Below are 24,621 nucleotides of genomic sequence, written 5' to 3' on the forward strand. Positions count from 1 at the left end.
CAAAAAAAACTGGAGGCCTTAGTGGCCTCCAGGATACCAAATCTTCGTATAGGATTCTTCAAAAGGGATCCTGCCTTCGAGCTCTTTCAAAGAGTGGGCTTTCAAAGAATCCGCTGTCACCTCAATTGGTTCACTGACATAACCGCTGGGAGTCAGGCCTGCAAAGGCTCGGTTGAACTCATCAGCCAGCTGCCATCCCTGAGCACGTAAGGGTTCCGCAATGGTCGCCACCTGTTGGGACAGTCGGGACTTGATGCGAGTTAAGGCGGTGATGGAGCCATCACCGGCAGAGATATTCACGATATCTTTTCTTCCGACTTTTTTCAGCGGAAAGTTCATGTGATCAAAGTAGACATCATTGATTGCCAGTGTATGAGTCCATTTTTTTCCGTATTGTCTTTGCAGGGTTTCAACGGTTTTGGGAACTTCGCGGTCAGCTTGTGAAATCGGCATATCCAGGGTTGTTAAGACCTTGATGTCCTTTGAATCTTCCAGAATGTGTTTCATTCTTTCAGTTTTCGCCAGTGCGATGGTGAAGCGACTGTCGGTGATTAAAACCACACCGGCTTTACGCGGACCGAACTTCTTGGCCAAGCGGGCGGATCTTTCAGCCACGATCAAAGGATCTGTCGTAATGTTGGTGAAAAGAAACTTGGATGGGCCGGGTTTGGCAGAGGCATGCCACCCCAGAATACGAATTCCCGCGGCCTGGGCTTGTTTGATCTCTTCGGGGTGATCCTCGGCATCGAAGCCCCCAAGAACAATGCCGTCCACTTTCTGCGAGATCGAGTGGCGCAGCTGCTGGCGCAGAAGTTCCGAGCTGCCTTTGCCGTCAAAAATCTGCGCTTGCCATCTCAGGACACGAACGGCGGAAAGAAAACTTTCGCTGACGGCACTCACGCCGCCATTTTTTAAGTCCGAGGCAATAAAATGAACAGTGTGTGATTCCTGGGCTTGAGGCCCTGTGGTGGGGCCGGTCCATTTTATTGTGTCCAGGTGTTGAGCCTCAGCGGTCATGGGCGAAAACAGAAAAACCACGGGCAGCGAGCAAAGGAAAATATAATATCTAAATTTGGCGATCATTTGTTCTCAGCATACATGGTCATTTCGCAAATAACTATGTGATTGAGGATTACAATGCGCTCAGGAAAGTGAGGAGGGCACCAAAAAACACCCTGAACAAGAGAGTGGTTTTAAGGACTGCGACGTTTGAACTGCTCCATTTCTCGTATTTTTTCTGTCATATTTTGCAGGCGGTCGGTAAAGGACTTCAGCATGCACTCAGCCCAGGTGGGAAGTTCGGCCAGAAGTTGCTTGTAGCCTTCTTCCGAGACTTTCACCAGTACAACGTCGGTAGTGGCCTGTGCTGAAGCTGAACGGGGCATTTTTGAAATCAATGCAAATTCACCAAAGGATTCTCCATCGGTGATGTCACAGATGTGAATGCGTTTTCCCATCTGGTCTTTGGTGAAGATGTTCACCACACCGGATTCGACGATATAGAAGTGATTTTCGATATCGCCCTCAAAGAAGATATAGTCGCCAGGTTGATAGCTTTCTTTTACAATAGCGCTCTGATCGTCCATGTCAGAATCCTCTCGATGTGTGAATGTTCTATTTAATTATTCTATTCAGATCATGCACATTTTTGACAAATGAAATTTTCTTTTCCTTGGAAAGCTTCACTTCCTCCAAATGGCGTTTGTTGGAAAACGGGATCACAAAGTGCATAAAGCCCAGCTTGTCAGCTTCGCGGATTCTTTGTTCGACAAAAGAAACCCCACGGACTTCGCCAGTTAAACCGATTTCACCAAAGAAGCAGGTTTTTGCATCCAGATCTCTGCGGCCTTCTGTGGAAAGTATGGCGGCAGCCACCGCCAGATCTGAAGCAGGCTCCACCAGCTTCAAGCCACCCACCACGTTGATAAAGATATCACTGTGGGCCAGGCGAATATCCAAGTGGCGATCCAAAACGGCCGTCAGCAAATGCAGACGATTGATATCAATTCCCAGCGCCGTTCGGCGAGGCATGGCCATGGGACTGGAAAGGGTCAGCGCCTGCACTTCACAGAGCAGTGGTCTTGTTCCTTCCATCGACGCGAACACGGCCGATCCGATCAGTTGATCTCCGCGCTCTTCCAAAAACAGTTCTGATGGGTTTGAGACTTCTTCCAAGCCGCGCGAGTTCATCTGGAACACACCCAGTTCATGAGCCGCACCAAAACGGTTTTTCAAAGCCCGCAGCAGGCGGAAGTTGTAAGAGACATCACCGTCGAAGGACAGCACACAGTCGACCATGTGCTCAAGCACCTTCGGGCCGGCAATGCTGCCGTCTTTGGTGACGTGACCAATCAGGATGACAGTGATGCCTTCTTGTTTGGCTAGTCCCATCAAATGACCGGCGCACTCGCGCACCTGGGAAACTGAGCCGGGGGCTGCCTGCAAATCAGGCAGGAACATGGTTTGGATCGAGTCCACCACCAGAACATCGGGCTTTTTAAAGCGCGCCATTTCCATGACGGCCTGAAGGTTGCTTTCACAACCGATTTCAATCAGCGGAGAACGAATGTCCAAACGATGCGCCCGAGATCCGGTCTGCGAAACGCTTTCCTCTCCAGAGATGTAGAGAACCTTGTGTTTGTTTTTGGCTAAACCACCAGCCATTTGCAGCAAAAGGGTGGATTTACCAATACCTGGCGAGCCCCCCAGAAGAACGAAGCTGCCTTTGGCAAGACCGCCCCCCAAGACACGATTGAGCTCTTCAAAACCCGTGTCGAAACGATCCAACTTCACTTCTTCAAGTCTTTGGTCCAGGGTGACCGGCTTGGAGGCTGCGGCATCCCTCTCCGGAGAGCCAGTGGACCATCCTCGAGTTTTGACCTCGGGCATCTGCAGCTCTTCGACGTAGGAATTCCACGCGCCGCAGTCAGAGCATTTTCCTTCCCACCTAGGTCTTTGGGCCCCACAATTTTGACAGGTATAGATCGTTTTAGTTTTCGATTTTGCCATGGATATTCGGTATCATTATTAAATGACAGAAGCACCTGAAAAACGATTTGGGTAGGGGCTTCTTTTTATTGGAACTGTACAACTTTTTGTATCGGAGTGGTGGACATGAAGGTCTTCCTGAAATGCATTGTTTTTTCTCTTCTGATGGGTCCTTTGGCGGGAGCTCAAACAACCAAGAACGATCTGGAGCCCTTTAAAAAGGCGCTGGAACAATTTCGTGCCGCCAAATATGAAGAAGCCATTCCTGCATTTCAAGCTCTTCTGAAAGACAAGACCTCTTTGGAAGAATACGTGCGCTTCTATCTGGGGCAGTCCTACATGAAAACATCCAAGTGGGACGAAGCAGAAGGGGAGCTGAAGAAAGTTCTGGAGCTTTCCCCAAATGTGAAGATGTCCATTGAAACGTCCAATCTGATGGGTCAGATTGCCTTGGAAAAAAAGAACTTCAAACAAGCCCGCGTGCAGTTCATGAAGTTGGAAAAACGCACACGCAACACCGAGGACTACCCGGATGTCATTTACAACCTTGCCATTGCGGAAAAAGGTCTGAATCGTCACGGCAATATGTGCAAGTGGCTGGTGAAGCTTTACGAGCGTCATCCGGCCTATCCGAAAGTCGCTGACTGGAGTGTGGACCTGGCCAGCAATGAATTCCAAGGCAAACCCACAGATTGCAAAGCCACACCGGAAGACTTCCGCACCCGCGTTCGTTATTTGTTGTGGGCCGGACAGGATCAGAAAGCTCAGGCTGAAATCAATATCATGAAAAGCAAACTTCCCAAGTCGGACAAATATCTTTCCGACAAACTGCAGGCCCAGTTCTATCTGCAGGAAGGGGAAGTGGTTAAAGCTGTTGAACTGTTAAAGCCCTACTATGAAGCCAATAAAAGAAACTTTGATTTCCTGATTCTTTTTGCCTCCGCCGCCGCACGAGCAGGGGAAGTGCAACTGGCGGTGGGATCTTACTATTCTGCCTACAAGATGAGCCCGAAGTCCAAGACCGGTCGTCAGGCGCTTTATCAGTCCGCTTTCCTCAGTTATCAGTTCCAGGACTATGACGGGGCAGCTCGTCGCTTTCAGGAGTTCATGAAGGCGTATCCAAAATCCGGCTTGAATCGCGATGCTCAATGGCATTTGGCGTGGCTGAAGTATCTCAAAGGTGATTACCAGGGGGCTTATAAGGCTCTGGGTGAATTGAATGCGGCGAAAAAAAGAAACAAAAAGGCCTGGAAGTCCTTCCCTGAAGATCGCGTGACTTACTGGATGGCGATGAGCTTGTATCGCCAGGGGAAAGTGGAACAGGCCCGTGCCATGATGTCGGCTTTGGCGAAGGATTCTTTGCTGGGGTACTATGCGATCGCGGCCCAAGCCCGTCTGAAGAAGATGGAGGAGATCAAAGTTCCTCGTTTGGCAGAATCCAGCCTTCCGACCCAGCCGCGTGTGATTTCCCGTTTCTCGGCCGGCGAATTCCTGATGCCATTTTCGCAAGAAAGCTATCGTGGAGATGAAAGTGAATCAGAAGAAAATCTGATCCTGACCCAGTATTCTGCGGACGATGAAAAAGGGGAAGAGGAAGAAGCCGAAGCGGTGGACAACCCGGATTTGAAGTCCGTGGAAGTGGCTGATTCGGTGGAATCTGCGGATGAAGTTCCGGATGCCAGTGGTGAAAAAGTGGCGACGTTCTCGAACCCGGCGCTGATGAAGCGCTTTGAACGGGCTCGCGATATGATGATTCTGGGTGAAAACGAATGGGCGCGTTGGGATCTTTATGACATTGAACGCAAGACATCCAACCGCGAGTACCTGCGCACGTTGATGAGCGAATACAATACGGCCGGTCACTACAACCGATCTTCGTATATCGCACAGATCAACTTTGGCGGTCAGCGCGCCGCTCATGGCGTCGAAGGAATCCGTTATCTTTGGGAGTTTGCTTATCCTCGCGCCTATTCCGAGCATGTGGAAAAATACACCAAGAAATTCTCTGTGCCGGAAGAGCTTGTATGGGGGATCATGCGCGCGGAAACTCATTATCGTCGCGACGCGATTTCTCCGGTGGGGGCCCTGGGCCTGATGCAGGTGATGCCGTTCACGGGACACAAAGTGGCGATGCTTTTGAACGAAAAAGAATTCAAAGCCCCAATGCTGTTGCAGCCGGAAACATCCGTGAAGATCGGCTCGCGTTATTTGAAACGCCTGATGGATCGCTTTGAAAATACGATCCCACTGGTGGCGGCGGGTTACAATGCCGGTCCTCACCGTGTGAAAAACTGGCTTTCCAGCTTCGGTAATCTGGAAACGGATGAGTTCATTGAGCACATTCCGTTCCTGGAAACTCGCAACTATGTGAAACGTGTGGTTTCCAATGCGCACATTTATTCACAACTGTACGGCAACAAAAAAGATCTTTTCCCTTATCTGGCGGGTGCGGTGCCGGTGAAGTTCACCGCCGAGCTGGCAGGAAAAGAAAACTGGGATGACATTTGAGCGATACGGGATTTCGTTTTGTCTTAAAAAAGTTATTTGAAATGTTAGCGTCGCTGGTGGTCCTGGCGACGCTAACATTTTTTTTGCTTAAAGCCCTTCCAGGTGGTCCCTTTGACGAAGACACCGCGCTGAACCCTGTGGTCAAGGAAAAGCTGTCCGAGCACTGGGGAGTTCAGCAGTCCGCGCTGGGGCAAGTGGGTTCTTATCTGTTGGCGGTGGGGCAGGGCGATCTGGGAATTTCCATGGCAAAGCCCGATCGCACAGTGGCAGAGATCATCGCGCAAGGGGTGCGCAACACGCTGGCCTTAAACGGCATTGCTTTATTGTGCATCTTGTCCGGAGCCTTCATTGTGACGGTGGCGGCCGTGCGTTTCCGTGAAACCTGGATTGAAACCATGGTGGATCAGATGGTGATTGCGTTTTTGTCACTGCCCAGCCTGTTCTGGGGTCCATTGTTAATATATCTTTTCGGTTTTTACTGGAACCTTTTGCCAGTGGCCTTTTTGGCTTCTCCGATTCACTATGTGCTGCCGGTTCTGACGTTGAGTTTGCGCCCGCTGGCCTCTTTGATTCGTCTTTTGAAAAACTCGCTGAATGAAAATTTCCAGATGGATTACGTGCGCACAGCCAAAGCCAAAGGCATTGGGGTGTGGGCGATTTTGATTCGGCACGTTTTAAAGAACTCGCTGGTTCCGTTTCTGAGTTACGTGGGGCCTTTGATTGTTTCATTGCTGTCGGGTTCGTTCCTGGTTGAAGTTCTTTTTGCCGTGCCGGGATTGGGAACCGAGTTCATCAGTGCCTTGAACGACCGCGATTACACCTTGATCGTGGGTCTGACGCTTTTCTATGGCAGTCTGTTGATCGTGGTGAATTCGTTGATTGATGTGCTTTTGCGTCTGGCAGATCCACGCTTAAAGGAGCAGGCATGAGAAAAATCTTGTTCGCTTTGGCCGTGGTGTTTTTGGGAATTCTTCTGTTTGCGACGATCTTTGGGCCCTGGTTGCTGGCGACCTCCGGACTGGAGCAAAATGTCGAAACCATTTTACTGCCGGCGGGGAAAGAGCATCTGTTCGGGACGGACAGTCTGGGGCGTGATCTTTTTGCACGCGTGCTTTTGGGGGGGCGAATTTCACTGGTGGTGGGACTTTTGGGGTCGCTCATGGCCTTTGTTGTGGGGCTTTGTTATGGCGGTGTGGCCGGTTGGTCGGAAGGTCTTGTGGACCGCACGCTTATGCGCTTTTGTGACATCCTGATGGCCATCCCCAGCTTCATTCTGGTGTCAGTATTGTGTTTAAGTCTGCAGTTGCTTTTGCCCTTTGAAGATCCTTTGTACCGTTCCTTGATCAGTCTGTGTGTCAGTATTGCGGCGACTCATTGGATGAGCCTTGCCCGGGTCACCCGCGGGATGGTTCTGGAAATCAAGCGCAAGCCTTTTGTGGAAGCCGCCATTGCGTTGGGTGGCAGTCGCAGTCATATTTTTATCAAGCACATACTGCCGAATATGCTGGGCACATTGTTGATTCTGGTGGCGATGCAGATTCCGACCAACATCTTGTATGAAAGTTTTATGAGTTTTATCGGGTTGGGGATTCATCCGCCGTACACAAGCTGGGGTATCTTGGTGCGAGAAGGGTGGAAGACTCTTTCCAGCTTCCCGCATCTGATTTTGTTCCCCAGCCTGGTGTTGTTCCTGACGGTGTGGAGCTTCCACATCATCCTGGATTATCTGCGTCGGCCTAAATTCTAAAGACCTTTGGGAGGCTGCCAGCCGCCGAAGGTTGTTTCCAGGAATTCCGCACAAGACAAAGCCAGATGGTCCTTCATGTAAGGGGCCACCACCTGCACACCCAGTGGCAGGCCGTCTTCATTCAATCCCATCGGCACTGACGTTGCGGGATGTCCCAAAGTCACAAAGATCGCTGTGTAGATAAAATCAAACGGTGACCACAAAGGCGCACGATGTTTCGGAGCCACGCGCGGATGTGGGGGAAGGATCAAAAGACCTTCGTCGCCCAGTTTGGCATCCAGTTCAGCGCGCATCTTTGCCAGAGCTTGCATTTCTTCGGCAAAGTCTTTTTTGCTGGTGTCAAAAATTTCTGCCAGCGACACCAAAAGATTTGGCAGGGTGTAGTCGCCTTTGCCAAATGTCAGCTTCAGAATTTCTTTTCCGATGGACAGATGTTGGGTGGGTCCCATCAAAGTCTCATACAGATTGCGAGTCTTGGAGTTTTTCAGGGCTGCAAACCAAAGCTCCACCGCGCGAACAAAGAAGCGTGGATCCAGTTCTTCCACCTCAGCACCCAGCTCTTTAAACAACTTTCCACAATTACGCACAGCTTGTGCCATATCGTCATCCGTCCCGCGCGCACGGTGGAAATTGGGTGTTGGACAGATCAGGATCTTTCTTCCGGCCCATTCCTCTGTCAATCCGCCCAGTGACGGGGTTTTGACGGTCTGTTGATCGATATCATCAGAACCCATTAAAACTTTCAGCATGGGATAAAGATCCACTGCTTTACGAGTCATCGGTCCCATGGATGTGAATGGATACTTTTCCCCCAACAAAGTGGTGCGGAAGTCATCTTCCACAAAAGGGAAATGTCCTGTCAGAGGCAATAGATAGCGTGAAGGCTTGTGGCCGAAGACACCACAGAAAGAGGCCGGCATACGAATGCTGCCGCCAATATCACTTCCCAAGCCCAAGGGGGTGGCACCCGCGCCCAGCAAGGCTCCTTCACCACCACTGCTGCCACCGCAAGTGCGGCCCAGGTCGTAAGGGTTGTTGGTGCGGCCATAGACCGGATTGTAACATTCAAACCAGAAGCCCAGTTCAGGGACATTGGTGGTTCCCATGGGAATGGCGCCCGCTTTTTTCATACGCGCCACCACGGTCGCATCCCAGTCCATCACTTCGTTTTTGCGATGGATACTGCCGCCCGTGCGTTTCATGCCGGCATAGGCGAACATTTCTTTGACGGTGAAGGGCACACCAAAGAACACCGGCAGGTTGGTATTGTCTTTGGCCAATTGTTCTGTTTGTTCATGCGCCAATTTTCTGGCGCGAACAAAGTCGTCTTCCACCATGGCATTCAAAGCAGGATTGACCTGTTCAATGCGGGCGATGTGCGCTTCAAGCACTTCGGTGGGAGAGACTTGTTTGGAAACAATTTTTTTATTCAGTTCAACAGCGGAAAGCTTCAGAAGTTCATTCATAAAAAAACAAAAGGGAGCTGGGAGCTCCCTTTCCTCTTCCTCTCGGAAAAATTAAACGTTGAATTTGAAGAACAAGACGTCGCCGTCTTTCACCACGTACTCTTTACCTTCGATGCGGTATTTGCCGGCATCCTTGATGGCTTGTTCGGACTTATAGTTGAACAAGTCTTCACAGTGGTAAGTTTCAGCTTTAATGAAACCGCGTTCGAAGTCCGAGTGAATCACACCCGCAGCCTGAGGAGCTTTCGTGTTGGCACGAATGGTCCAAGCGCGAACTTCAGTCACACCTGCAGTGAAGTATGTTTGCAGACCCAAAAGTTTATAAGCTTCACGGATCAAGCGGTTCAAGCCTGGCTCTTCCGCGCCCAAAGCATCCAGGAAGTCCTTACGTTCTTCTGGTGGCAACAAAGCAATCTCTGCTTCCATCGCAGAACAGATCAGAATGGTTTTGTTGTTTTCCTCAGCGGCGCGAGCTTCAACAGCTTTTGTCCAGTCGTTGCCACCGGCGGCGAAGTCCGTGTCGTTTACGTTCATTGCGTAAAGAACTGGTTTTGCCGTCAGCAGATGCATTTCGCGCAAAGCACCCATTTCCATATCGTCCAAGGCAACGGAACGAGCCGGAAGGCCTTTACCCAATGCCTCTTTGATTTTTTTTGCAACTTCCACTTCCAGTTTCAATTTCTTGTCGGTGGAATTCTTGGCTTGTTTTTCCGTGCGCTGCAAACGCTTTTCCACGGAATCCAGGTCCGCCAAAAGAAGTTCGGTGTTGATGATCTCGATGTCACGGATTGGATCTACGGATCCTGCCACGTGAATGATATTTGGGTCGTCAAAACAACGAACCACGTGAACGATGGCATCAGTTTGACGGATGTGAGAAAGGAACTGATTTCCCAAACCTTCACCCTGGGAAGCTCCTTTAACGATACCAGCGATATCCACGAATTCCATCGTTGTCGGAACCACCTTCTGTGGCTTGATGAATTCGGTGATTTTATCCATGCGTGGATCGGGAACCGTCACAACGCCCACGTTTGGATCAATTGTACAGAACGGATAGTTAGCGGCCTCAGCCTTTGCGGAAGTAAGAGCGTTGAACAAAGTACTTTTGCCAACATTCGGTAATCCTACGATACCAACCTGAAGTGCCATTAAAAACCCCTTGGAAAACAGTATTAAACAAACGCAGTCAATCTAGCCTAAGTGTTGAATTTTGTCGAAGCTTTTTGAATTCCGTCCAGAATGATACTTTCAATCGCATCACCGGCTTTATTCAGGAAATCCGGCATTTGCGCGAACTCTTCTTTGGTAAATTTGCCCAGCACATAGTCGGCCACGGGAATATGAGGATTCTCGGGACGACCGACGCCCAACTTCAGGCGGGTATAGTCCATGGACCCCAACAGACCCGAGATGCTCTTAATGCCGTTGTGGCCACCATGGCCACGGTTCTTGTGAATCTTCATCTGATTGAAGGGCTGGTCAATGTCGTCATGAATTACAATCAGGCGTTCTTGAGGGATTTTATAGAAGCCCATCAAAGGCTGCACGGATTCGCCGGAAAGATTCATGTAGGTTTGCGGTTTGCAAAGTATGACCGGGTGATCTTTGATTTTGGTCTGCGCAATTTCGGCCTTGAATTGATTTTTAATGGCGGGGTTGCCCAGGCCTTCCATCAAATAGTCGATGGCCATAAAGCCGATATTGTGACGAGTCAGTTTATATTCTCCGCCGGGATTTCCAAGTCCAACAATCAACCACATTGTTCAAGCCTTTCAAAAACAAAAGGCAGCTCGGGTGAGCTGCCTTTTTGAACTATCAATTCGTGCGTGCGAATTATTTTTTCGCAGCAGGTGCTTTTGCAGCAGCAGCTGGAGCAGCAGCAGCAGGAGCCGCAGCGGCAGCAGGAGCAGCAGCTTCTTCTTCTTGAGCGTTAACAACTGCAACAGTTTGCTCAGCACCAGTGATCATTTTCACGGAGCCAGAAACTTTGATGTCGGAAACGTGAAGAGCATCACCAACTGCCAAGTTAGAAACGTCAGCAGTGAAGAATTCAGGGATTTCAGTTGGCAAGCACTCAACCTCAACGGAACGAAGAACAACGTTCAACAAACCGCCTTCAGAAAGACCGATTGGTTTACCTTCAAGACGAACTTCAACGTTAACGCGAACAGCTTTTTTAAGATCCAAAGCGAAGAAGTCAACGTGCTGAGGACGGCGAGTTAGTGGGTGCACGTCTACGGATTTGATCAAAACAACGATACCGTTTGCTGTTTTGTCAGTGGATTTCAAGTTGAAAAGAGCATTCTCGTAAGCGCGAGTGTTGTACTTAACGATTTCTTTTTCACCAACGGAAACGTTCGTTGGAGTTACAGCTCCGTAGATAACAGCAGGAACGTTGCGGCTCACGCGCAGGCCACGGCTTGTGTGTTTACCAGTTTGACGAGGTTCAACTGTAAGGTCGATTCTTGTTTTCATTTTTTATCCTTCTAGTCCAATAGAGGAAGTTAATAATATCCACCAAAATGGTGGTTTAAGTTTCTACTTCAGCTTTCGCACCTTTCGGAGCTTCAGCTCTGTCGGCTGAGGCCGTTCAGTCAAAAAGCGAACTGACAGAGTCGTTGCCGTGGATACGCTTGATTGCTTCGGCCAGAACCGGAGCTACAGAAACCACTTCAATTTTTCCGCAGTTTTTCGCCGCGTCAGTTAGCGGAACCGTGTCAGTCACCCAGACTTTTTCGATCTGGCTTTCTTTTAAACGATTGATCGCGGGACCCGATAAAACGGGGTGCGTTGCAACGGCGAACACACGTTTTGCCCCATTCTTGTAGAGGCTGTCAACTGCTTGTGTAAGAGTTCCCGCCGTATCGATCATATCGTCCACGATCACGGCCGTTTTACCAGCCACATCCCCGATTAAATGCAACGCTTTGGCCTCATTAGGTCCGGATCGGCGTTTATCGATAATCGCCATCGAGGACTCAATTCTTTTGGCAAAGGCCCGGGTTCTTTCGACCCCTCCGGCGTCTGGACTCACCGCAACAAAGTCGGAGCCCTGGCCATAGGCCTCACGCCAAGCGCGAGCCAAAGTCGGAATTGCAAACAAGTGATCCACCGGGACATTGAAGAATCCTTGGATTTGGGCAGCGTGCAGGTCCACGGACACCACCCGGTCGGCTCCGGCGGTCGTCAGCAAGTCCGCCATCAATTTGGCAGAGATGGGCGCGCGGGGAGCCACTTTACGGTCCTGGCGGGCATAACCGTAATAGGGAATGACGGCCGTAATGGAGGCGGCAGACGCCCGGCGAAGGGCATCGAGCATCACAAACAGCTCCATGTAGTTTTGATTTACAGGAGGGCAGGTGCTTTGGACAACAAACACGTGTTGCCCGCGGACGCTCTCATGTATCTCGACCTGGATTTCGCCATCAGCAAAACTGCTGACTTCACAGTACCCGAGCTCAACTCCGGCGGCTTCGGCTACTTTTTTGGCTAATATGGGATTGGCATTGGCAGTAAAGATTTTTAGGCCCTTCATCACTCGTAGTCTCCTGAGTTGACGTTGTGCACTCTGACGCTGTCAGAGTAGGGATGCGTTTAAAGGAAGCTAGCAAGGGGTCCTGATTTTGTCTACCCAAAAGGGGCCTTTTTAGGGCCCCTTTCTCTATATTTCTCCTCTGGATTTATGCTTCAAGCGCACGCGCAGATCCTGGGAAATTTTTTTCCACTTTTGACGCTCTTCCCGGGCGATTTCCGGATCGGATTTGCGCTGAAAATAACGCAGTTCTCGATCCAAATTTTGAAAACTTTCCCATCTTTCTGTGGAAAGTTCCCCATTTTGCAAAGCCCGCAGGATGGCGCAGCCCGGTTCAGTTCTATGTTGGCAGTCAGAAAACCGACACTGGGTGGCCAGATCGACAATATCCTCGAACTGACTATCAAAGCCCTCGCGGTGGTCCAAAAGCCCCAACTCGCGCATACCCGGGGTGTCCATCAGTAAGGCTCCCGAGGGAAGCTGGTACAAGGATCGCGATGTCGTGGTGTGCTTTCCCTTGTCGTCGCTTTCCCGGATGCCCTGAGTTTTGAGCTGCTCTTTTTCCAGCAGCACATTTCCCAAGGTGGACTTGCCAACACCAGAAGAGCCCAAGAGCACCAAGCTTTTCCCCGGCGCCGAATAGGGATTCAACCCGAGCACTGTTTCCGGTTGCAGGGCGCTGACGGCGTGAACGGGGACGCCCATATGCTGGGACTCGACCGCCCGAAGCAGGCTGGCGATGTCGTCACAAAGATCCGCCTTCGTCAGAACAATGACAGGGGAGGCATTGCTTTCCCATGCAAGGCTCATGTAGCGATCCAGGCGCTTTAAGTTAAAATCCTGATTCGCCGACATGGTCACAAAGATCGTGTCCACGTTGGCGGCCACCACCTGCGCTCGCGCGCCGCTGCCGGGTTCTTTGCGATAGAAGCAGGATTTTCTTTCCAGCACTTCATGAATCAGGGCTTGCGTTCCGTCTGAATGCAGTTTGCAAATCACCCAGTCGCCCACGCCGGGGTATTCCAGGTTGATGTCTTCGTGTTCATAGCGAAACTTGCCGGTCAGTTGGGCTTGGGCTTTTTCAGCGCCATCAGCGGTAAAATAAACCACCCGGTACATTTCGCGTTCTTGGTTGATAATTCGTGCGACCACTTCATCGTTGGCAAGCGGGCGCATTTCCAGTTGTGTCTGGAAAAATACATTCCATCCCCATTCGAGGATGCTGTGATTAAAATTCACGGATGACTCCATTTAGTTAAAAATAAAAAAAGGAGCTCTCGTGGGGCGAATTTGAAATTTAAATTGAATTAAACAGCCGCAGGAGAGCCAGCAAATTTGATAGAAGATAGAACAATCATCAGCCCTCCTTTGTTTGGGTGTTTCTAAAGTATTCTCTATATCTGGAAATTATGCAAGTCCCTGGTGCAAAAGAGGTCAGTCTGGCAGGAAGTATTCTGCCACACCATAGAATCCGGAAGAATACACCGCGAATATGACCGAGTTGCGCTCGGGATGATAGAGAAGTCGACGAGCTGAGCCTACACATGACAGGCCTGGCTGGGACCAGCTTAACTGTGATTCTGAGTCAGTTTTCATATCGTATTGGTAAAGCTTGTTGTTGTTGCAATAGAAGAATCGTTCACGAGTGGCATCGTGGACCTTATTGTCCCAAGCAAAGCCAGTCATACTTCTAGGGAAGTTCTTATAGGGAGAAATGTCTCCGCCTCGGGTGACCGAATAGATGGTGGAGCTAAACGGAGTCAGCAGCCAACTGTTTGCGGTGGAAGGGTAGGCGCCAGAGAGTCCCCCATAGGAGGGAAGGTAGGCCGTAGCGGCAGGGGTTGTCGTTGTTGGGAAAGGCCCATTGGTTCCGGTCACGCCGGCAACATGATACTGTTTGTAAGAGCTGCTGCTGTCATAGATTTTCAACATGGCATCAACGGTCCCCGAGTTCCAACGGGATTTATGCTGTAACACATCTTTTCCATCCCAGGCCAGAACCTGGCCGTTGTAGGCAATGCTGGCCCCGGCGGTGAAGCTGATACTGGCGCCATTAGTTCCATCCGCTGCGGTCGTGAAGGCAGTACCTCCGCCACCGGCAACCAGATTCGAAGCAAGAGTGCTGTAATCAAGGCGATAAAGCCCGCCTGAATTGCCCCAGAAAATATCGCCAGTGGCAGGATCGGAGGCGAAGTTATAAAGTCCGCCATAGCCGATATATCGGATGCTGCCACCCAGTTGGAATTCACGAATCGAGTAGTTACCCCAGTCGATGATATAGAACCGATCGCGGGCACCGCCAATGTTTTTACCAAACTCAAGGTCCATAATTGAACTGATACGAGCATTGGTGGAGCGATCGCCATCACCAGAGGTGAGGCCCTGACCAAACACGGTCAGGATTTTGTTGTCACTATCTATGGTGCGGATCAAACCTTTTTCCATAAAGAAGATCTGTCCGGTTTTTGAAATGAAGACATCGTTGAGCATAAGCGCACAGCTGGTTTTGGGCGTTCCATCGGGACAGATGGCCCTTGAGCCGCTGGTGGTGCCTAATAGCAATGTGAGCGAGTTTGTGTCTGGATCCCATGAATAAAGGGCACTGCGGTCGTGCGTCACCACATAGAATTTACCATCCATCCCGGTCATCAACCATGGGTGGTAAGGGAAGGCAATGTCATAAGGGGCCATCGTGGAGTAAGTTTGACTGTGGCTTCCATTCAGGAAATCCAAGCGGGCGTAACTTTGTTGATCGTTCCCCAGCACCAGATAGTAAATCATGGCCAGCATGTGTTCGACGGCTGAAGTTGTTGGGTTGAATTTTACGTGAATAGCTCTGGGATAGCGAGTGTAACCACCCTGAGGGGTCCATGGCGCGCTGGCATTGGTGTCAAAGCCTGGCCCTTGAGTCTGGATACGCTCCACTTTTTGAGTGGCTGCAACATAGTGTTGGAAGACCCCATTTCCACTGCTGGAGGCGCGGAAGTACATGTCACCGTTGGGAAGCACGGTCCAGCCAGCGGTGGCTTCATCATAGGCCGCAAGCTTAATCTGATTCCAGTCGACTTGTGTCCCTGCCGGATCAGTGCTTGCTCCGCCGCCAACAATGGTGGTGATGATATTGGTGTTAAGATCCACGCGACGAATGCGATCAGAGTCCCAGATCAGCAGTCCATTGTTGTAATCAAGTCTTAGGGCTTCGGGGTATTTCAGAGTTGCAGAGGTGGCCGGGCCCCCATCGCCACTGGATGTTCCAGTCGTTGGAATAAATTTGTCAATGACCCCTGTGGCCGGATTGATCCACAACAGTCCGTCGACTAGATCCCGAACAAAGACACGTCCGTCATCGGCAAAAATCAGCCCCCCTGAATCCAGGGTGTAGCCCGAGGTTTGGCTGCCGGTTCTGAAGGTGTACCCCATGGCACTGCCTTTCAGTCCTGAGCCAATATTCCCCGCAATAATCTGCAGATTGTCGTCATTGAGACCTGAGGAGCGTGCAAAGGTTTTCAGTCCCAAAGTGTCTTTCGCCGTCACACGAATCGAAAAGTATCCCGAAGTTGGTGCATTCGTCCAGGTGTAGCACCCGGTGGACGCGTCTTGGTTGGTACATCCTCCATTGACGGCATTTGGAAGATTTTGGGCGCCAGGGATATCGACAAAGTTCACTTCGTCGGTCGTATACGACAGTGAAATTGGATTGGCTGCAAGCCCTTCAAGATCAGAGGCATTCCAACGGATATAGACAGTTTGCTGACTGACGCTGGTTTTTAGCTGTGACTTCAGTGGTGGAGACGACGGAACATCGACATTTGCGGCGATGACGTCCTTAACCACAGGGGGCGTGCCTGGATCGAAGTAAATAGATTTTTTATCGACGCCATCGCTGCCACTGTTGGCAGAGATGTTGCCAGCTTCGTCCATGACCCAAACATAGACAGAGTAAGACTGTTTTGTGAAACCCAAAAGATAGTAGATTCCATCCGCAGGAGTGATTGAGACTGTTTGCGATTGCAACCCCGTTGCCAGAGTTGTCCAACAGGCGGCGTTGCTGGCAGGGGTGGCCGGAGTGCCTATGCTGGAGCTTAGGAAGCACACACGATTCACTTTGCTGAAAGAGTCCGCGGCATTGAGACTGATTTGAACGTTATTGTTCGAGGTGTTGGCGGCTCCATTGTTCAGGTTAAAACTGCTGATGGTGGGCTTGGAGTTATCAATCTTGAATGTCCAGACCGCATTTGCGGAGTTTCCGGCAAGGTCAGTGAAAGAGACTCGCACTTTAGCGCCTGCGTGGGAAACGTCGGGCAGGCTGAGGCTGGTGTTGAAAGGTCTGTTGCTAAGAGGGCCATTGGCGGCTGCTACTGCGGGCTGAGCAATATAGTTACTGCCGTCAGAGGCCAGTTCAACGACAAAGTTCTGGGAACTGGATGTGTTTTGATCGGTGAGCAGCCAAGAGAAAGTGGCTGAACTGTTGCCTTGGAAAATGGCTCCAGAACTGAAACTTATTGCCGGTGCCACAGTATCCAGTGTGAAGGTGGCTGGTGAACTTACGGCGCTGATGTTCCCGACGGCATCCATAGCAAAAGCATAGACAGACTTCAGGCCATCCCCGGTGCTGGTAGTAAAGACCTTGCTGGAGGCGCAGGCGGTCCAGTTAGGATCGCTTGCCAGTGGCACAGAGGCGCTTTCAGAGAAAAGCATTTTAACGGCATCGCCGGTGCATCCGGTAATGTTCATGGAGATTGAGTTTGTATTGCTATAAGCACTACTGGTGCGAGTAAGCACAAGGGAGCCAGGAGCTGTAGAGTCCACAGTCAGGTTGGAGCTGGAGATGGCAGAGTTGCTCCAGCCTGCAGAGTCGATGGCAGAAATGCGAATCTTGACTTGAGAGGAGTTGATCGAGCTGGGGATTGTCCAGGCATAGCTCCCAGAGGCCGGCTGAGCTGTGGCAATGCTGTTCCAAGTGGTGCCGCCATCCGCGGTGTAATCAATACTGACAGGGGAACCCGCCAAAGAAATATTGTCAGAAGCATTCCAGTTGATACTTTGAACGGAGCCGCCTTGATATGATCCGGAGTTCATCGAAGTCAGAGTGACCGATGGAACTGTGTTGTCCACTGTGAAGGCCAATGTGGAGAGGGTCTGACTGAAGTTGCCAACGGCATCGTAAGCAGTCAGGCGAACCAGCATGGTTGTGGAGTCCAGGGACGGCAGAGTCCAGCTATAGCAACCGCTGCTTCCACCAGGAATGCTACAGCCACCGCTGGAGCCGTTGATTGTGCCAGGGGACAATGTTGTCCAGGTGCTGCCGTTGTTGGAACTGTATTCAATAGCCACAGGGCTTCCGGCAAGTGCAAAGTTGTCTGAAGAGCTCCAGGCGATAGGCTCTGTGCTGCCAGCTTTGAATATCCCAAAATTAAAGTTATTCAGTGAAATTGTCGGCGCGGCGGAGTCAATGATCAGCGCGGCCAAGGAGGCCACTGTCTTACTGTTGCCTGAACTGTCGGTGGCCTTGGCGCGAATCCGGACTTGGTTTGAATTTATCAGGGGTAAAGTCCAAGTGTAACAGCCACTGCTGCCACCGGGCACCACACAAGTGTCGTTGGCTGCATTATCAAGAGTGTTTGCAATGGAATTCCAGGTCAAGCCGTTGTCGCTGGAATAGTCAATGCTGATAGAGCCGCTATTGAGGCCGACGTCATCTGAGGCATTCCAGGTGATTGTTTGAACCGAGCTTCCTTTAAAGCTGCCACTGTTAAACGAGGTCAGTGAAAGAGTCGGGGCAGTGCTGTCGATACCAAATGCGGCAGAAGTGATCGTGGAAGAGTTCCCGGCCATATCCATGGCAATAAGTCTTACTTTTGATCCAGCGGTATTTACCGCGGGCGGGGACCAAAGATAGCTGGTGCTTCCGGCGGCGGGTGTGGCGATGTCCGTAAAAGTTGTTCCATCCTGGGCAAACTGCAAAGTGAGTGAAGAAATATTGTTGGTATCACTGGCTGAAAATTGCAGATTGAAAGGGGTGGCACCTTGAATGGTAACTGGCAGATTAGTCAGGGAAACTGTTGGAGCAGTGGAGTCCACAGTCAGGCTTCCCGACGAGACAGATGAGGCCGTCAAGCCGACTTTGTCAGTGGCCGTGACACGAACTTTGACCGTATTGGAGTCGACACTTGGAACTGTCCAGAGATATACGCCTGAGTTGCTGAGACCTGAAGCGATGGAGTTCCAAGAGATGCCGTTATTGGTAGAGTATTCCAATGCAATAGGAGTATTGCTCAGTCCTCCCGCATCGCTGGCTGTCCAAGAAAAGGTTTGGGTCGATCCACCTTTGTAAAGGCCGCTGTTCAGCGAGGTCAGTGCCACGACGGGCACAACAGTGTCATGGGTGAACTCCACTAAAGAATAGGACGAAATATTCCCGGCCAGATCTCGCAGCCAACCATAGATGTTATGAACGCCTTGGGTTGCGGGGATTGTGTAGGTGTAGGTGCCTCCCGCGGTGCAAGTCTGCCAACGGCTGTCACCAAGGCCAGGCTGCAGAGTGGAGTCTGTGAAAATGATCTGAGACGCAGCCTTATTGCAGTTTTGGTTGGTTAAAGAAACGCTGGTGGATTGAGATGGAGTCACGGTATTTAAGGAAAGTACGGGAGGGTTTGGAGCCGTGCTAGAGATATTAAAGGCTGCACTTGTTGAGGTATTGCTATTGCCGGCATTGTCGATGGCAACCAGTCGGATTTTGACTCCGCTGGCGTCCAGAGTTGGAACCCGCCATTGATAAGAGGTTGCTGAAGAAGCAAGTGTTGCGACATCCGTGAAGGTGTTGCCGTCTTCGGCAATTTGCAAGGTGAGCGAGGCGATTCCATAAGAATCGGTGGCGGAATATGTAAGATCCACCAAAGAATTTCCCTGCAGGTTGGCCGAGCTTAATGCAGCCAGAGAGACCGCCGGAGCTTGTCGATCCAGCGTGAAGGTCACTTGGGTTGGAACGGTGGAGATCGTTTTGCTGGCATCCAGGGCCCACAGCTTCAGGGTGATCGGACCATCTTCGGAAGCCAGAGTATAGTTGAGGGTTTGAGTACCCGAGGCGTTGCAGGTGATGTTGTAAGCAGATTCATTGGTCGGTGCAATGGCAGCATTTTCCGTCAGCGCTAGAGACGAAAACGACTCGCAGTTGATTAAAGAGGCGCCTGTATTGAGATTTAGGACGACATTTGCAGAGTTGATAAACGCCCCTGTCGGCGTGGCTTTGGTGAAGGTCGGGGAGGTTGGTGGAATTGTGTTGTCAACTTGGACGTTAAAAGTGCGAGTCCAAATTGGTTTTGTCGTGTCGATCTTCCCGGTGCCATCGTCACGCCCCAGGGTGATCTTCACGCTGCGCGAACCCTGGGAGTTGGCCGAAAAGACCTTACTGAAGGAGGGAGTGCTGGAATGGGAGACCACTTGACCATCCAGTTCCCACTTGTAGATTGTCAGGTAGTTTGAAGACCAGTGCTGAGTTTCTACAATCGGGGTCAGCGTTTGCCCCTCGCCGAAGCTTGAGGACACCGTCATTTTTTTGATCTCAGGAGTGATGTCTTCGACTTTTTCAACGTTAAAGCCATAGACCTTCAAAAACTCGGCAGAAAGGGCTGGGGAGTTTTTGATTTCAAGGTAGGTGCCCTCTAGAGATGGCAGGCCGTATTCACTTTCAATCATTTGCAGGCGTGCGACGAAGTTTCCGAGTGCAGTCTTGTCAATACTGCTTTTGGAGATCCCCTGGAAGGCCGCTACGGCCAGAGCTTGTTCGGTGAGTTCGCTTCCGAGCGAAATGTTTTGATTCTCCATGCCCGTCAAGGGGCGACTGAAGCTAGAGTCACAATTGCTCATCACAGCTTTGTACTGGAGACTTCCATTTTTTAAACTGTCGCGGTCCGCCTCGCTGATGGTGAACGCATAGGTTCCATCGCTTGAAACAGAAACTGTCTGTAGAGCTGCGGGATTGTCGCCGCGATAGAGCGTGACGTTTGCGGGGCATCCAAGACCAATGTATGAACCTAGGGTCTTTAGGATGCCCGTGGAAAACTGACTTTCGGGAAGAATGATTTTTCCTGAGATTATAGTAGGGGAAATATCAGTGAGCGTCGCCTGAATATTACACGCGGTTTGACTCAAAATGAGACAAATGATGAGTAAAGAACGCTCCAAGATTCCCATGAAGAATCTATCGGCCACCAACGAGAACAGCTGAAGATTTTTTGCGTTAAAATGAAGATATCTCCAATGAAAGACTCGCGGATGTGTTCTGTATTACTCCATGACAAAGACAATGGTCCTGAAAGTCTCTCACGCCCCGCACCCAGCTCAGTGGCTGCCCTAGAATGTCACACGTGAAGAAAAGTTGAGCTGTGGCATACACTTAAGCCACAGCTCAGTATGAGTCATTGCATACACAAATGTCCTTGTCCTGCATTTTAAGTGCAGCTGGGCCGGGCGGAGGCATGGGGGCGCGAATGCTGCAAGAACTCACTTTGTCACAAGACCATTAAAAAATTGGCTTAAGCCAAATTAACTAAGGAGAATCTTATGAAAATGAAGTCCGCTATTGCGACGGCAATCCTTGCTATTTCCACATTTTCCACAGTGGCCCAGGCTGTGACAGAGCTCAGCTGCAGTTACGAGTATAAAAACGTTGGCCAGCGTCTTAAAATCGATAACAGAATAGGTCGCGACGGCAAGCTTCATCCTTTTATGCGTCACTTTGAAGACAGATCAGGAGATTCTGATTTGAAGTTTGGAACCGACGAGATTCAATTCAGCGTTTCCGGGAGTGACAAGCGCATGCAAAATTGGATTTACGTTGAAGCGTACAGTGACATCGCAGAACGCACCTTTCAGTTGGATCTGAAAAAAGGCACCATCACCATCATCAAAGGTGGACGAGTTATTTTGGCTAATAGCCCACTTTCATGCACTCTTTCGATGGGTGGCGAGTAGTTTTTAAAAATTAAATAGAAGTTCGCAAAAAAAAGCCCCCATAGTCAGTCAGATTATGGGGGCTTTTCATTTACGGATTCACAGTCTGTAGTTTTTCAAGGAAAGCTTTGAGTGCCATCGCCCGGTGGGAAAGCAGGCTCTTGTAGCCTGTACCCAGCTCTGCCAGCGTCTGTGTTTGGCCTTCCGGGATAAACACCGGATCATAACCAAAACCGTGCAGGCCGGCTGGTTTAGAGGCTATCGTGCCCTTCATTTCGCCGGTGAAGACCCATTCTTCCCCGGTTGGTGTGTAAACCACTGTAGTGCAGACGAACTTCGCGTTTTTGTTGGGCATCGGTTTTAAAGTGATCATCTTCAAAAGCTTGGCCACGTTCTCGCTGTCAGAAGCCTTCGGTCCGGCATAGCGAGCGGAATGAATTCCGGGCAGACCATTGAGCCCCTCAACCACAAGTCCGGCATCTTCCCCCAGCACCCAAACATTGTTTTTCACCGCACGCAAAGTTTTGGCTTTGATGCGGGCGTTGTCTTCGAAAGTTTTTCCGTCTTCTGGACGGGGAGTGAAGGATGGAATGTCGCCTTGTGAAAAGACTTTTAAGTCTGGAAGTTCACGCAGCAGTTGTTTGTATTCAGCCAGTTTTCCTTTGTTTCCGGTCGCAATCCACAATTCCATTTTTTAAACCCCAGCAATTTTATAGATTTCACCCATCACCGCAGCTTGGTGAATGAAAAGTTCACGGCAGCCTTTTTCCGCGACGTCCATCATTTTGAACAACTGATCGCGAGTGAAGGGCACATGTTCAGCAGTTCCCTGAACCTCAACGAATTGGCCTTTGTCCGTCATAACAAAGTTCATGTCGGTGCCGATCGCAGAATCTTCGTCATAGTTCAGGTCCAGCAGAATATTGTTCTCATGCAGGCCCACGCTGATGGCAGACACATAGTTTGTCAAAGGCATGGATTTGATTTCGCTGACAGCATGCAGTTTTTTAAGCGCCAGTGCCAATGCAACAAAGCCACCGGTTACTGAGGCAGTGCGAGTGCCACCATCGGCGTTCAGAACATCACAATCCACGATGATCTGTTTTTCACCCATTTGTTTCAAATCCACCGCGGCACGCAGTGAACGGCCGATCAGGCGAGAAATTTCCTGAGTGCGTCCGCCCGTCATGGACTTTTCACGCTTGATACGTGTGTGGGTGGAGCGGGGAAGCATGCCATATTCAGCCGTCACCCAGCCAGCCCCCGTGCCCACCAACCAAGAGGGCGCTTTGGCTTCATAAGTGGCGGTGCAAAGAACTTTGGTGCGACCAAATTCCACCAGCGCCGAACCTTCAGCGTATTCAGACACATTTGGTGTGATTTTGATATTTCGTAGTTGATCAAATAAGCGGCCATCAGCGCGCATAAAAACTCCTGCGACTGTCGAAAATGATCCGTCCGACGCGTTGTCGTGCGGCGGCTTTGCATTGCGGCGCAACCCTTTGAACAGTCTTAAATTGGGGGTGGTAAGACTTGTCTAATTTAGGGTTTTTGCGTTGTGGTTGTCCATCTTTTCTTTATAGGACTGGAGGGCGTTGTAGATTTTTTGAGCAAGGTCGCTTTGATAATTCGCGCTGACCAGCTTTTTGACCTCTTTGGGATTTGTGAGGAATCCTATCTCAATCAAAACTGAGGGCATGGTGGTTTTTGAGATCACATAGAAGGGGGCTTGTTTGATCGTGGCTTGGGCCGCCGAAGAATCGCGCTCCCACACCTGGGTCAGTGTTTGCGTCAGACGCAGGCTGCTGTTCATGCGGCTTTGACGTTGTAAGTCCTCGACAATAGCGGCCACATCGCCTTTTTTGGAAAGTTCATCACCACCGGAAATCTCCTGCAGTTCACGGCGATTCAGGACCATTTGATTTTCCTGACTGGCCAGGAACAGAGCATCCTCATCCGGAGGTAAATTGTTCTGGAAGAAAAACTCAACCCCTTTGGCGCGCTGATCGGCAGCGGCATTGGCGTGCAGGCTGACGAACAGATCGACTTTGGAGCTTTCGGCCAGTTTCACACGTTCGGGAAGTCCAAGGTTGCGATCGTTGGTGCGAGTCATGCTGACCGTGAACTGGTCATCGTTTTCCAGAAGCACTTGCAGCTTCTGTGCGACTTTAAGAACCAGATCCGCTTCTTTGGCGCCACTGTAAACGGCTCCCGTATCCACACCCCCATGACCGGGATCGAGCATGACATGCAAGGCATTGGCTGCAGAGGACGTACAGAGAATAAGCAAAGCCCCAAGGCTTTGTTTCAGAAACGGAAGATTCATAAAATCAGAATAAGAAGGAAGTCGAGGGTGTGTCGAGTCCAGAGCCCGAATCGGCCCGAACCTAGCCATGGGTCAAGGAAAGGAGCCTGCGAAGATGCAGGCTCCAAAGCTTCTTACTGAATACAGAAGGAAGGGGAGGCGTTCACTGGAACGGTTGGAATATCTTCTTCTGCCATGCGGGAGTAAGCGGGAGCTCCATCGAATTCAGTGCAGCGTGTTTCAGGTTCGCTGCCGCATTCGCCTTCGGCGATATAGAGTTCTTCTGATTCAAGCTTGGCAGTTAAGTATGTTGTGGTATTGCATCTTGTGGAGTTGAATTCTACGGTCCACGGGGACTGAGACACAATATTGCCAATTTCAACAGTGTTTGTACCAAGGCTATTAATACTGAACACATCGCCGCTACAATCGTAACTTTCGTAGTTTACGCGGAAAAGGTTTTGAGATCCGTCTTCATTAAGCTGGAAGTAATCATAGCTACTGCCGATAGCCAACAGCATAGGTGCCGCCTGGCATTGGCCTTTCCAGTAACCAGTCAGGTCCGGCTCTGTGGAACCAGGATTTGACTTCTTGCTGTCGGAGCAGGACACGATTGTCATAAGGGATGCTGCCAGGACGATGTTTAGACTCATTCGTAAGTGCTTCACGTGTTTTGTTATCCTTTCAAAACATAGGGTTGTTGTTTTACTGTGGGGCAATGAGATGAGCTTGGGGATCGCACGGATAAGAGATCCAGTGCGGTTTCCTATAAAATCCGGACCTGCGTCTACTCACTTTGAGACAATCTGACTAAAAAAAATGGGTGATCTGGAAGGGGCGAACGTCGAGGCAGAGCCTCCCACAAAGACACGTTTATATGAAACTTCCGTCCGACAATTGTCGTTTTCTGTCAAAAACCTCGACATAGGATTTGAGCGCTCTGTGAGTTTAATCGGATCTGACGAAGTAGTAGGCATGGCATCGCGGTTGCTTTAGTACAAGGCAACCCCCCATGGCGGCCAGGACCCCTCCCCCCCAAATCCTGGTCGCTTTTTTTTTGCCCAAAATCCCATTATCCTAAGTGCTATTGAACATCGATTGAAACATCGAAGGAGACATT

18 protein-coding genes are annotated in these 24,621 nt (G+C 50.4%); 4 read left to right on the forward strand and 14 right to left on the reverse strand.

Translation table 11 applies throughout. From position 1 onward, the window contains the following. Positions 1-18 precede the first annotated feature (18 nt). From ACZ5ZV_RS05870 to radA, 3 genes are all read right to left on the reverse strand, one after another. Positions 19-1,083, reverse strand: a complete 1,065-nt coding sequence (locus ACZ5ZV_RS05870) for a substrate-binding domain-containing protein (protein ID WP_464120509.1) — start codon at positions 1,081-1,083, stop codon at positions 19-21. Between the two features lie 110 nt (positions 1,084-1,193). Beyond that, complete coding sequence (locus ACZ5ZV_RS05875; protein WP_464120510.1) at positions 1,194-1,586, reverse strand: Crp/Fnr family transcriptional regulator; 393 nt, start codon at positions 1,584-1,586, stop codon at positions 1,194-1,196. A 28-nt stretch (positions 1,587-1,614) separates the two neighbouring features. After that, positions 1,615-3,009, reverse strand: a complete 1,395-nt coding sequence (gene radA / locus ACZ5ZV_RS05880) for a DNA repair protein RadA (RefSeq protein WP_464120511.1) — start codon at positions 3,007-3,009, stop codon at positions 1,615-1,617. Positions 3,010-3,114: 105 nt separating this feature from the next. On the opposite strand from radA, the gene ACZ5ZV_RS05885 reads away from it, so the two are divergent. The 3 genes from ACZ5ZV_RS05885 to ACZ5ZV_RS05895 are packed head-to-tail and all read left to right on the forward strand — an operon-like array spanning position 3,115 to position 7,243. After that, positions 3,115-5,496, forward strand: coding sequence for a transglycosylase SLT domain-containing protein (locus ACZ5ZV_RS05885; RefSeq protein WP_464120512.1), 2,382 nt, complete (start codon positions 3,115-3,117; stop codon positions 5,494-5,496). 41 nt (positions 5,497-5,537) lie between these two features. Further along, the gene (locus ACZ5ZV_RS05890; RefSeq protein WP_464120513.1) at positions 5,538-6,425 is read left to right on the forward strand and encodes an ABC transporter permease; all 888 of its coding nucleotides are present in this window, start codon (positions 5,538-5,540) and stop codon (positions 6,423-6,425) included. Then, complete coding sequence (locus ACZ5ZV_RS05895) at positions 6,422-7,243, forward strand: ABC transporter permease (RefSeq protein ID WP_464120514.1); 822 nt, start codon at positions 6,422-6,424, stop codon at positions 7,241-7,243. The genes ACZ5ZV_RS05890 and ACZ5ZV_RS05895 overlap by 4 nt, the downstream gene beginning before the upstream one ends. On the opposite strand, the gene ACZ5ZV_RS05900 is transcribed toward ACZ5ZV_RS05895, so the two are convergent. From ACZ5ZV_RS05900 to ACZ5ZV_RS05930, 7 genes are all read right to left on the reverse strand, one after another. After that, positions 7,240-8,709, reverse strand: a complete 1,470-nt coding sequence (locus ACZ5ZV_RS05900; RefSeq protein ID WP_464120515.1) for an amidase — start codon at positions 8,707-8,709, stop codon at positions 7,240-7,242. The genes ACZ5ZV_RS05895 and ACZ5ZV_RS05900 overlap by 4 nt on opposite strands. Before the next feature lie 51 nt (positions 8,710-8,760). Next, positions 8,761-9,861, reverse strand: a complete 1,101-nt coding sequence (gene ychF, locus ACZ5ZV_RS05905) for a redox-regulated ATPase YchF (protein ID WP_464120516.1) — start codon at positions 9,859-9,861, stop codon at positions 8,761-8,763. Between the two features lie 47 nt (positions 9,862-9,908). Next, positions 9,909-10,472 carry an aminoacyl-tRNA hydrolase gene (gene pth, locus ACZ5ZV_RS05910; protein ID WP_464120517.1) on the reverse strand — a complete coding sequence of 188 codons (564 nt, stop codon included), beginning with the start codon at positions 10,470-10,472 and terminating at the stop codon, positions 9,909-9,911. A 73-nt stretch (positions 10,473-10,545) separates the two neighbouring features. Continuing rightward, complete coding sequence (locus tag ACZ5ZV_RS05915; protein ID WP_464120518.1) at positions 10,546-11,187, reverse strand: 50S ribosomal protein L25; 642 nt, start codon at positions 11,185-11,187, stop codon at positions 10,546-10,548. 115 nt (positions 11,188-11,302) lie between these two features. Next, complete coding sequence (locus ACZ5ZV_RS05920) at positions 11,303-12,247, reverse strand: ribose-phosphate diphosphokinase (protein ID WP_464120519.1); 945 nt, start codon at positions 12,245-12,247, stop codon at positions 11,303-11,305. Between the two features lie 126 nt (positions 12,248-12,373). Further along, the gene (gene rsgA / locus ACZ5ZV_RS05925; protein WP_464120520.1) at positions 12,374-13,483 is read right to left on the reverse strand and encodes a ribosome small subunit-dependent GTPase A; all 1,110 of its coding nucleotides are present in this window, start codon (positions 13,481-13,483) and stop codon (positions 12,374-12,376) included. A 195-nt stretch (positions 13,484-13,678) separates the two neighbouring features. Beyond that, complete coding sequence (locus tag ACZ5ZV_RS05930; RefSeq protein WP_464120521.1) at positions 13,679-20,395, reverse strand: hypothetical protein; 6,717 nt, start codon at positions 20,393-20,395, stop codon at positions 13,679-13,681. A gap of 411 nt (positions 20,396-20,806) precedes the next feature. On the opposite strand from ACZ5ZV_RS05930, the gene ACZ5ZV_RS05935 reads away from it, so the two are divergent. After that, complete coding sequence (locus ACZ5ZV_RS05935) at positions 20,807-21,217, forward strand: hypothetical protein (protein ID WP_464120522.1); 411 nt, start codon at positions 20,807-20,809, stop codon at positions 21,215-21,217. Between the two features lie 70 nt (positions 21,218-21,287). On the opposite strand, the gene rdgB is transcribed toward ACZ5ZV_RS05935, so the two are convergent. The 4 genes from rdgB to ACZ5ZV_RS05955 form a co-directional block, all read right to left on the reverse strand. Next, positions 21,288-21,887, reverse strand: coding sequence for an RdgB/HAM1 family non-canonical purine NTP pyrophosphatase (gene rdgB, locus ACZ5ZV_RS05940; protein ID WP_374000337.1), 600 nt, complete (start codon positions 21,885-21,887; stop codon positions 21,288-21,290). Positions 21,888-21,890: 3 nt separating this feature from the next. Then, positions 21,891-22,622 (reverse strand): ribonuclease PH, encoded by a 732-nt coding sequence (gene rph / locus ACZ5ZV_RS05945; protein WP_464120523.1) that lies wholly within the window; start codon positions 22,620-22,622, stop codon positions 21,891-21,893. A 111-nt stretch (positions 22,623-22,733) separates the two neighbouring features. After that, complete coding sequence (locus ACZ5ZV_RS05950) at positions 22,734-23,522, reverse strand: N-acetylmuramoyl-L-alanine amidase family protein (RefSeq protein ID WP_464120524.1); 789 nt, start codon at positions 23,520-23,522, stop codon at positions 22,734-22,736. A 113-nt stretch (positions 23,523-23,635) separates the two neighbouring features. Beyond that, the gene (locus ACZ5ZV_RS05955; RefSeq protein ID WP_464120525.1) at positions 23,636-24,154 is read right to left on the reverse strand and encodes a hypothetical protein; all 519 of its coding nucleotides are present in this window, start codon (positions 24,152-24,154) and stop codon (positions 23,636-23,638) included. Between the last annotated feature and the right edge of the window lie 467 nt (positions 24,155-24,621).

The organism is Bdellovibrio sp. HAGR004, assembly GCF_055397015.1.

Excerpts from the sequence above, each read along its gene's own strand:
- ACZ5ZV_RS05885 (WP_464120512.1), top strand. The coding sequence starts at position 3,115 with ATGAAGGTCTTCCTGAAATGCATTGTTTTTTCTCTTCTGATGGGTCCT.
- rdgB (WP_374000337.1), bottom strand. The coding sequence starts at position 21,887 with ATGGAATTGTGGATTGCGACCGGAAACAAAGGAAAACTGGCTGAATAC.
- ACZ5ZV_RS05915 (WP_464120518.1), bottom strand. The coding sequence starts at position 11,187 with ATGAAAACAAGAATCGACCTTACAGTTGAACCTCGTCAAACTGGTAAA.
- ACZ5ZV_RS05950 (WP_464120524.1), bottom strand. The coding sequence starts at position 23,522 with ATGAATCTTCCGTTTCTGAAACAAAGCCTTGGGGCTTTGCTTATTCTC.
- pth (WP_464120517.1), bottom strand. The coding sequence starts at position 10,472 with ATGTGGTTGATTGTTGGACTTGGAAATCCCGGCGGAGAATATAAACTG.
- rph (WP_464120523.1), bottom strand. The coding sequence starts at position 22,622 with ATGCGCGCTGATGGCCGCTTATTTGATCAACTACGAAATATCAAAATC.
- ACZ5ZV_RS05935 (WP_464120522.1), top strand. The coding sequence starts at position 20,807 with ATGAAAATGAAGTCCGCTATTGCGACGGCAATCCTTGCTATTTCCACA.
- ACZ5ZV_RS05875 (WP_464120510.1), bottom strand. The coding sequence starts at position 1,586 with ATGGACGATCAGAGCGCTATTGTAAAAGAAAGCTATCAACCTGGCGAC.
- ACZ5ZV_RS05890 (WP_464120513.1), top strand. The coding sequence starts at position 5,538 with ATGTTAGCGTCGCTGGTGGTCCTGGCGACGCTAACATTTTTTTTGCTT.
- ACZ5ZV_RS05900 (WP_464120515.1), bottom strand. The coding sequence starts at position 8,709 with ATGAATGAACTTCTGAAGCTTTCCGCTGTTGAACTGAATAAAAAAATT.
- ACZ5ZV_RS05870 (WP_464120509.1), bottom strand. The coding sequence starts at position 1,083 with ATGATCGCCAAATTTAGATATTATATTTTCCTTTGCTCGCTGCCCGTG.
- ACZ5ZV_RS05895 (WP_464120514.1), top strand. The coding sequence starts at position 6,422 with ATGAGAAAAATCTTGTTCGCTTTGGCCGTGGTGTTTTTGGGAATTCTT.
- radA (WP_464120511.1), bottom strand. The coding sequence starts at position 3,009 with ATGGCAAAATCGAAAACTAAAACGATCTATACCTGTCAAAATTGTGGG.
- ychF (WP_464120516.1), bottom strand. The coding sequence starts at position 9,861 with ATGGCACTTCAGGTTGGTATCGTAGGATTACCGAATGTTGGCAAAAGT.
- ACZ5ZV_RS05920 (WP_464120519.1), bottom strand. The coding sequence starts at position 12,247 with ATGAAGGGCCTAAAAATCTTTACTGCCAATGCCAATCCCATATTAGCC.
- ACZ5ZV_RS05955 (WP_464120525.1), bottom strand. The coding sequence starts at position 24,154 with ATGAGTCTAAACATCGTCCTGGCAGCATCCCTTATGACAATCGTGTCC.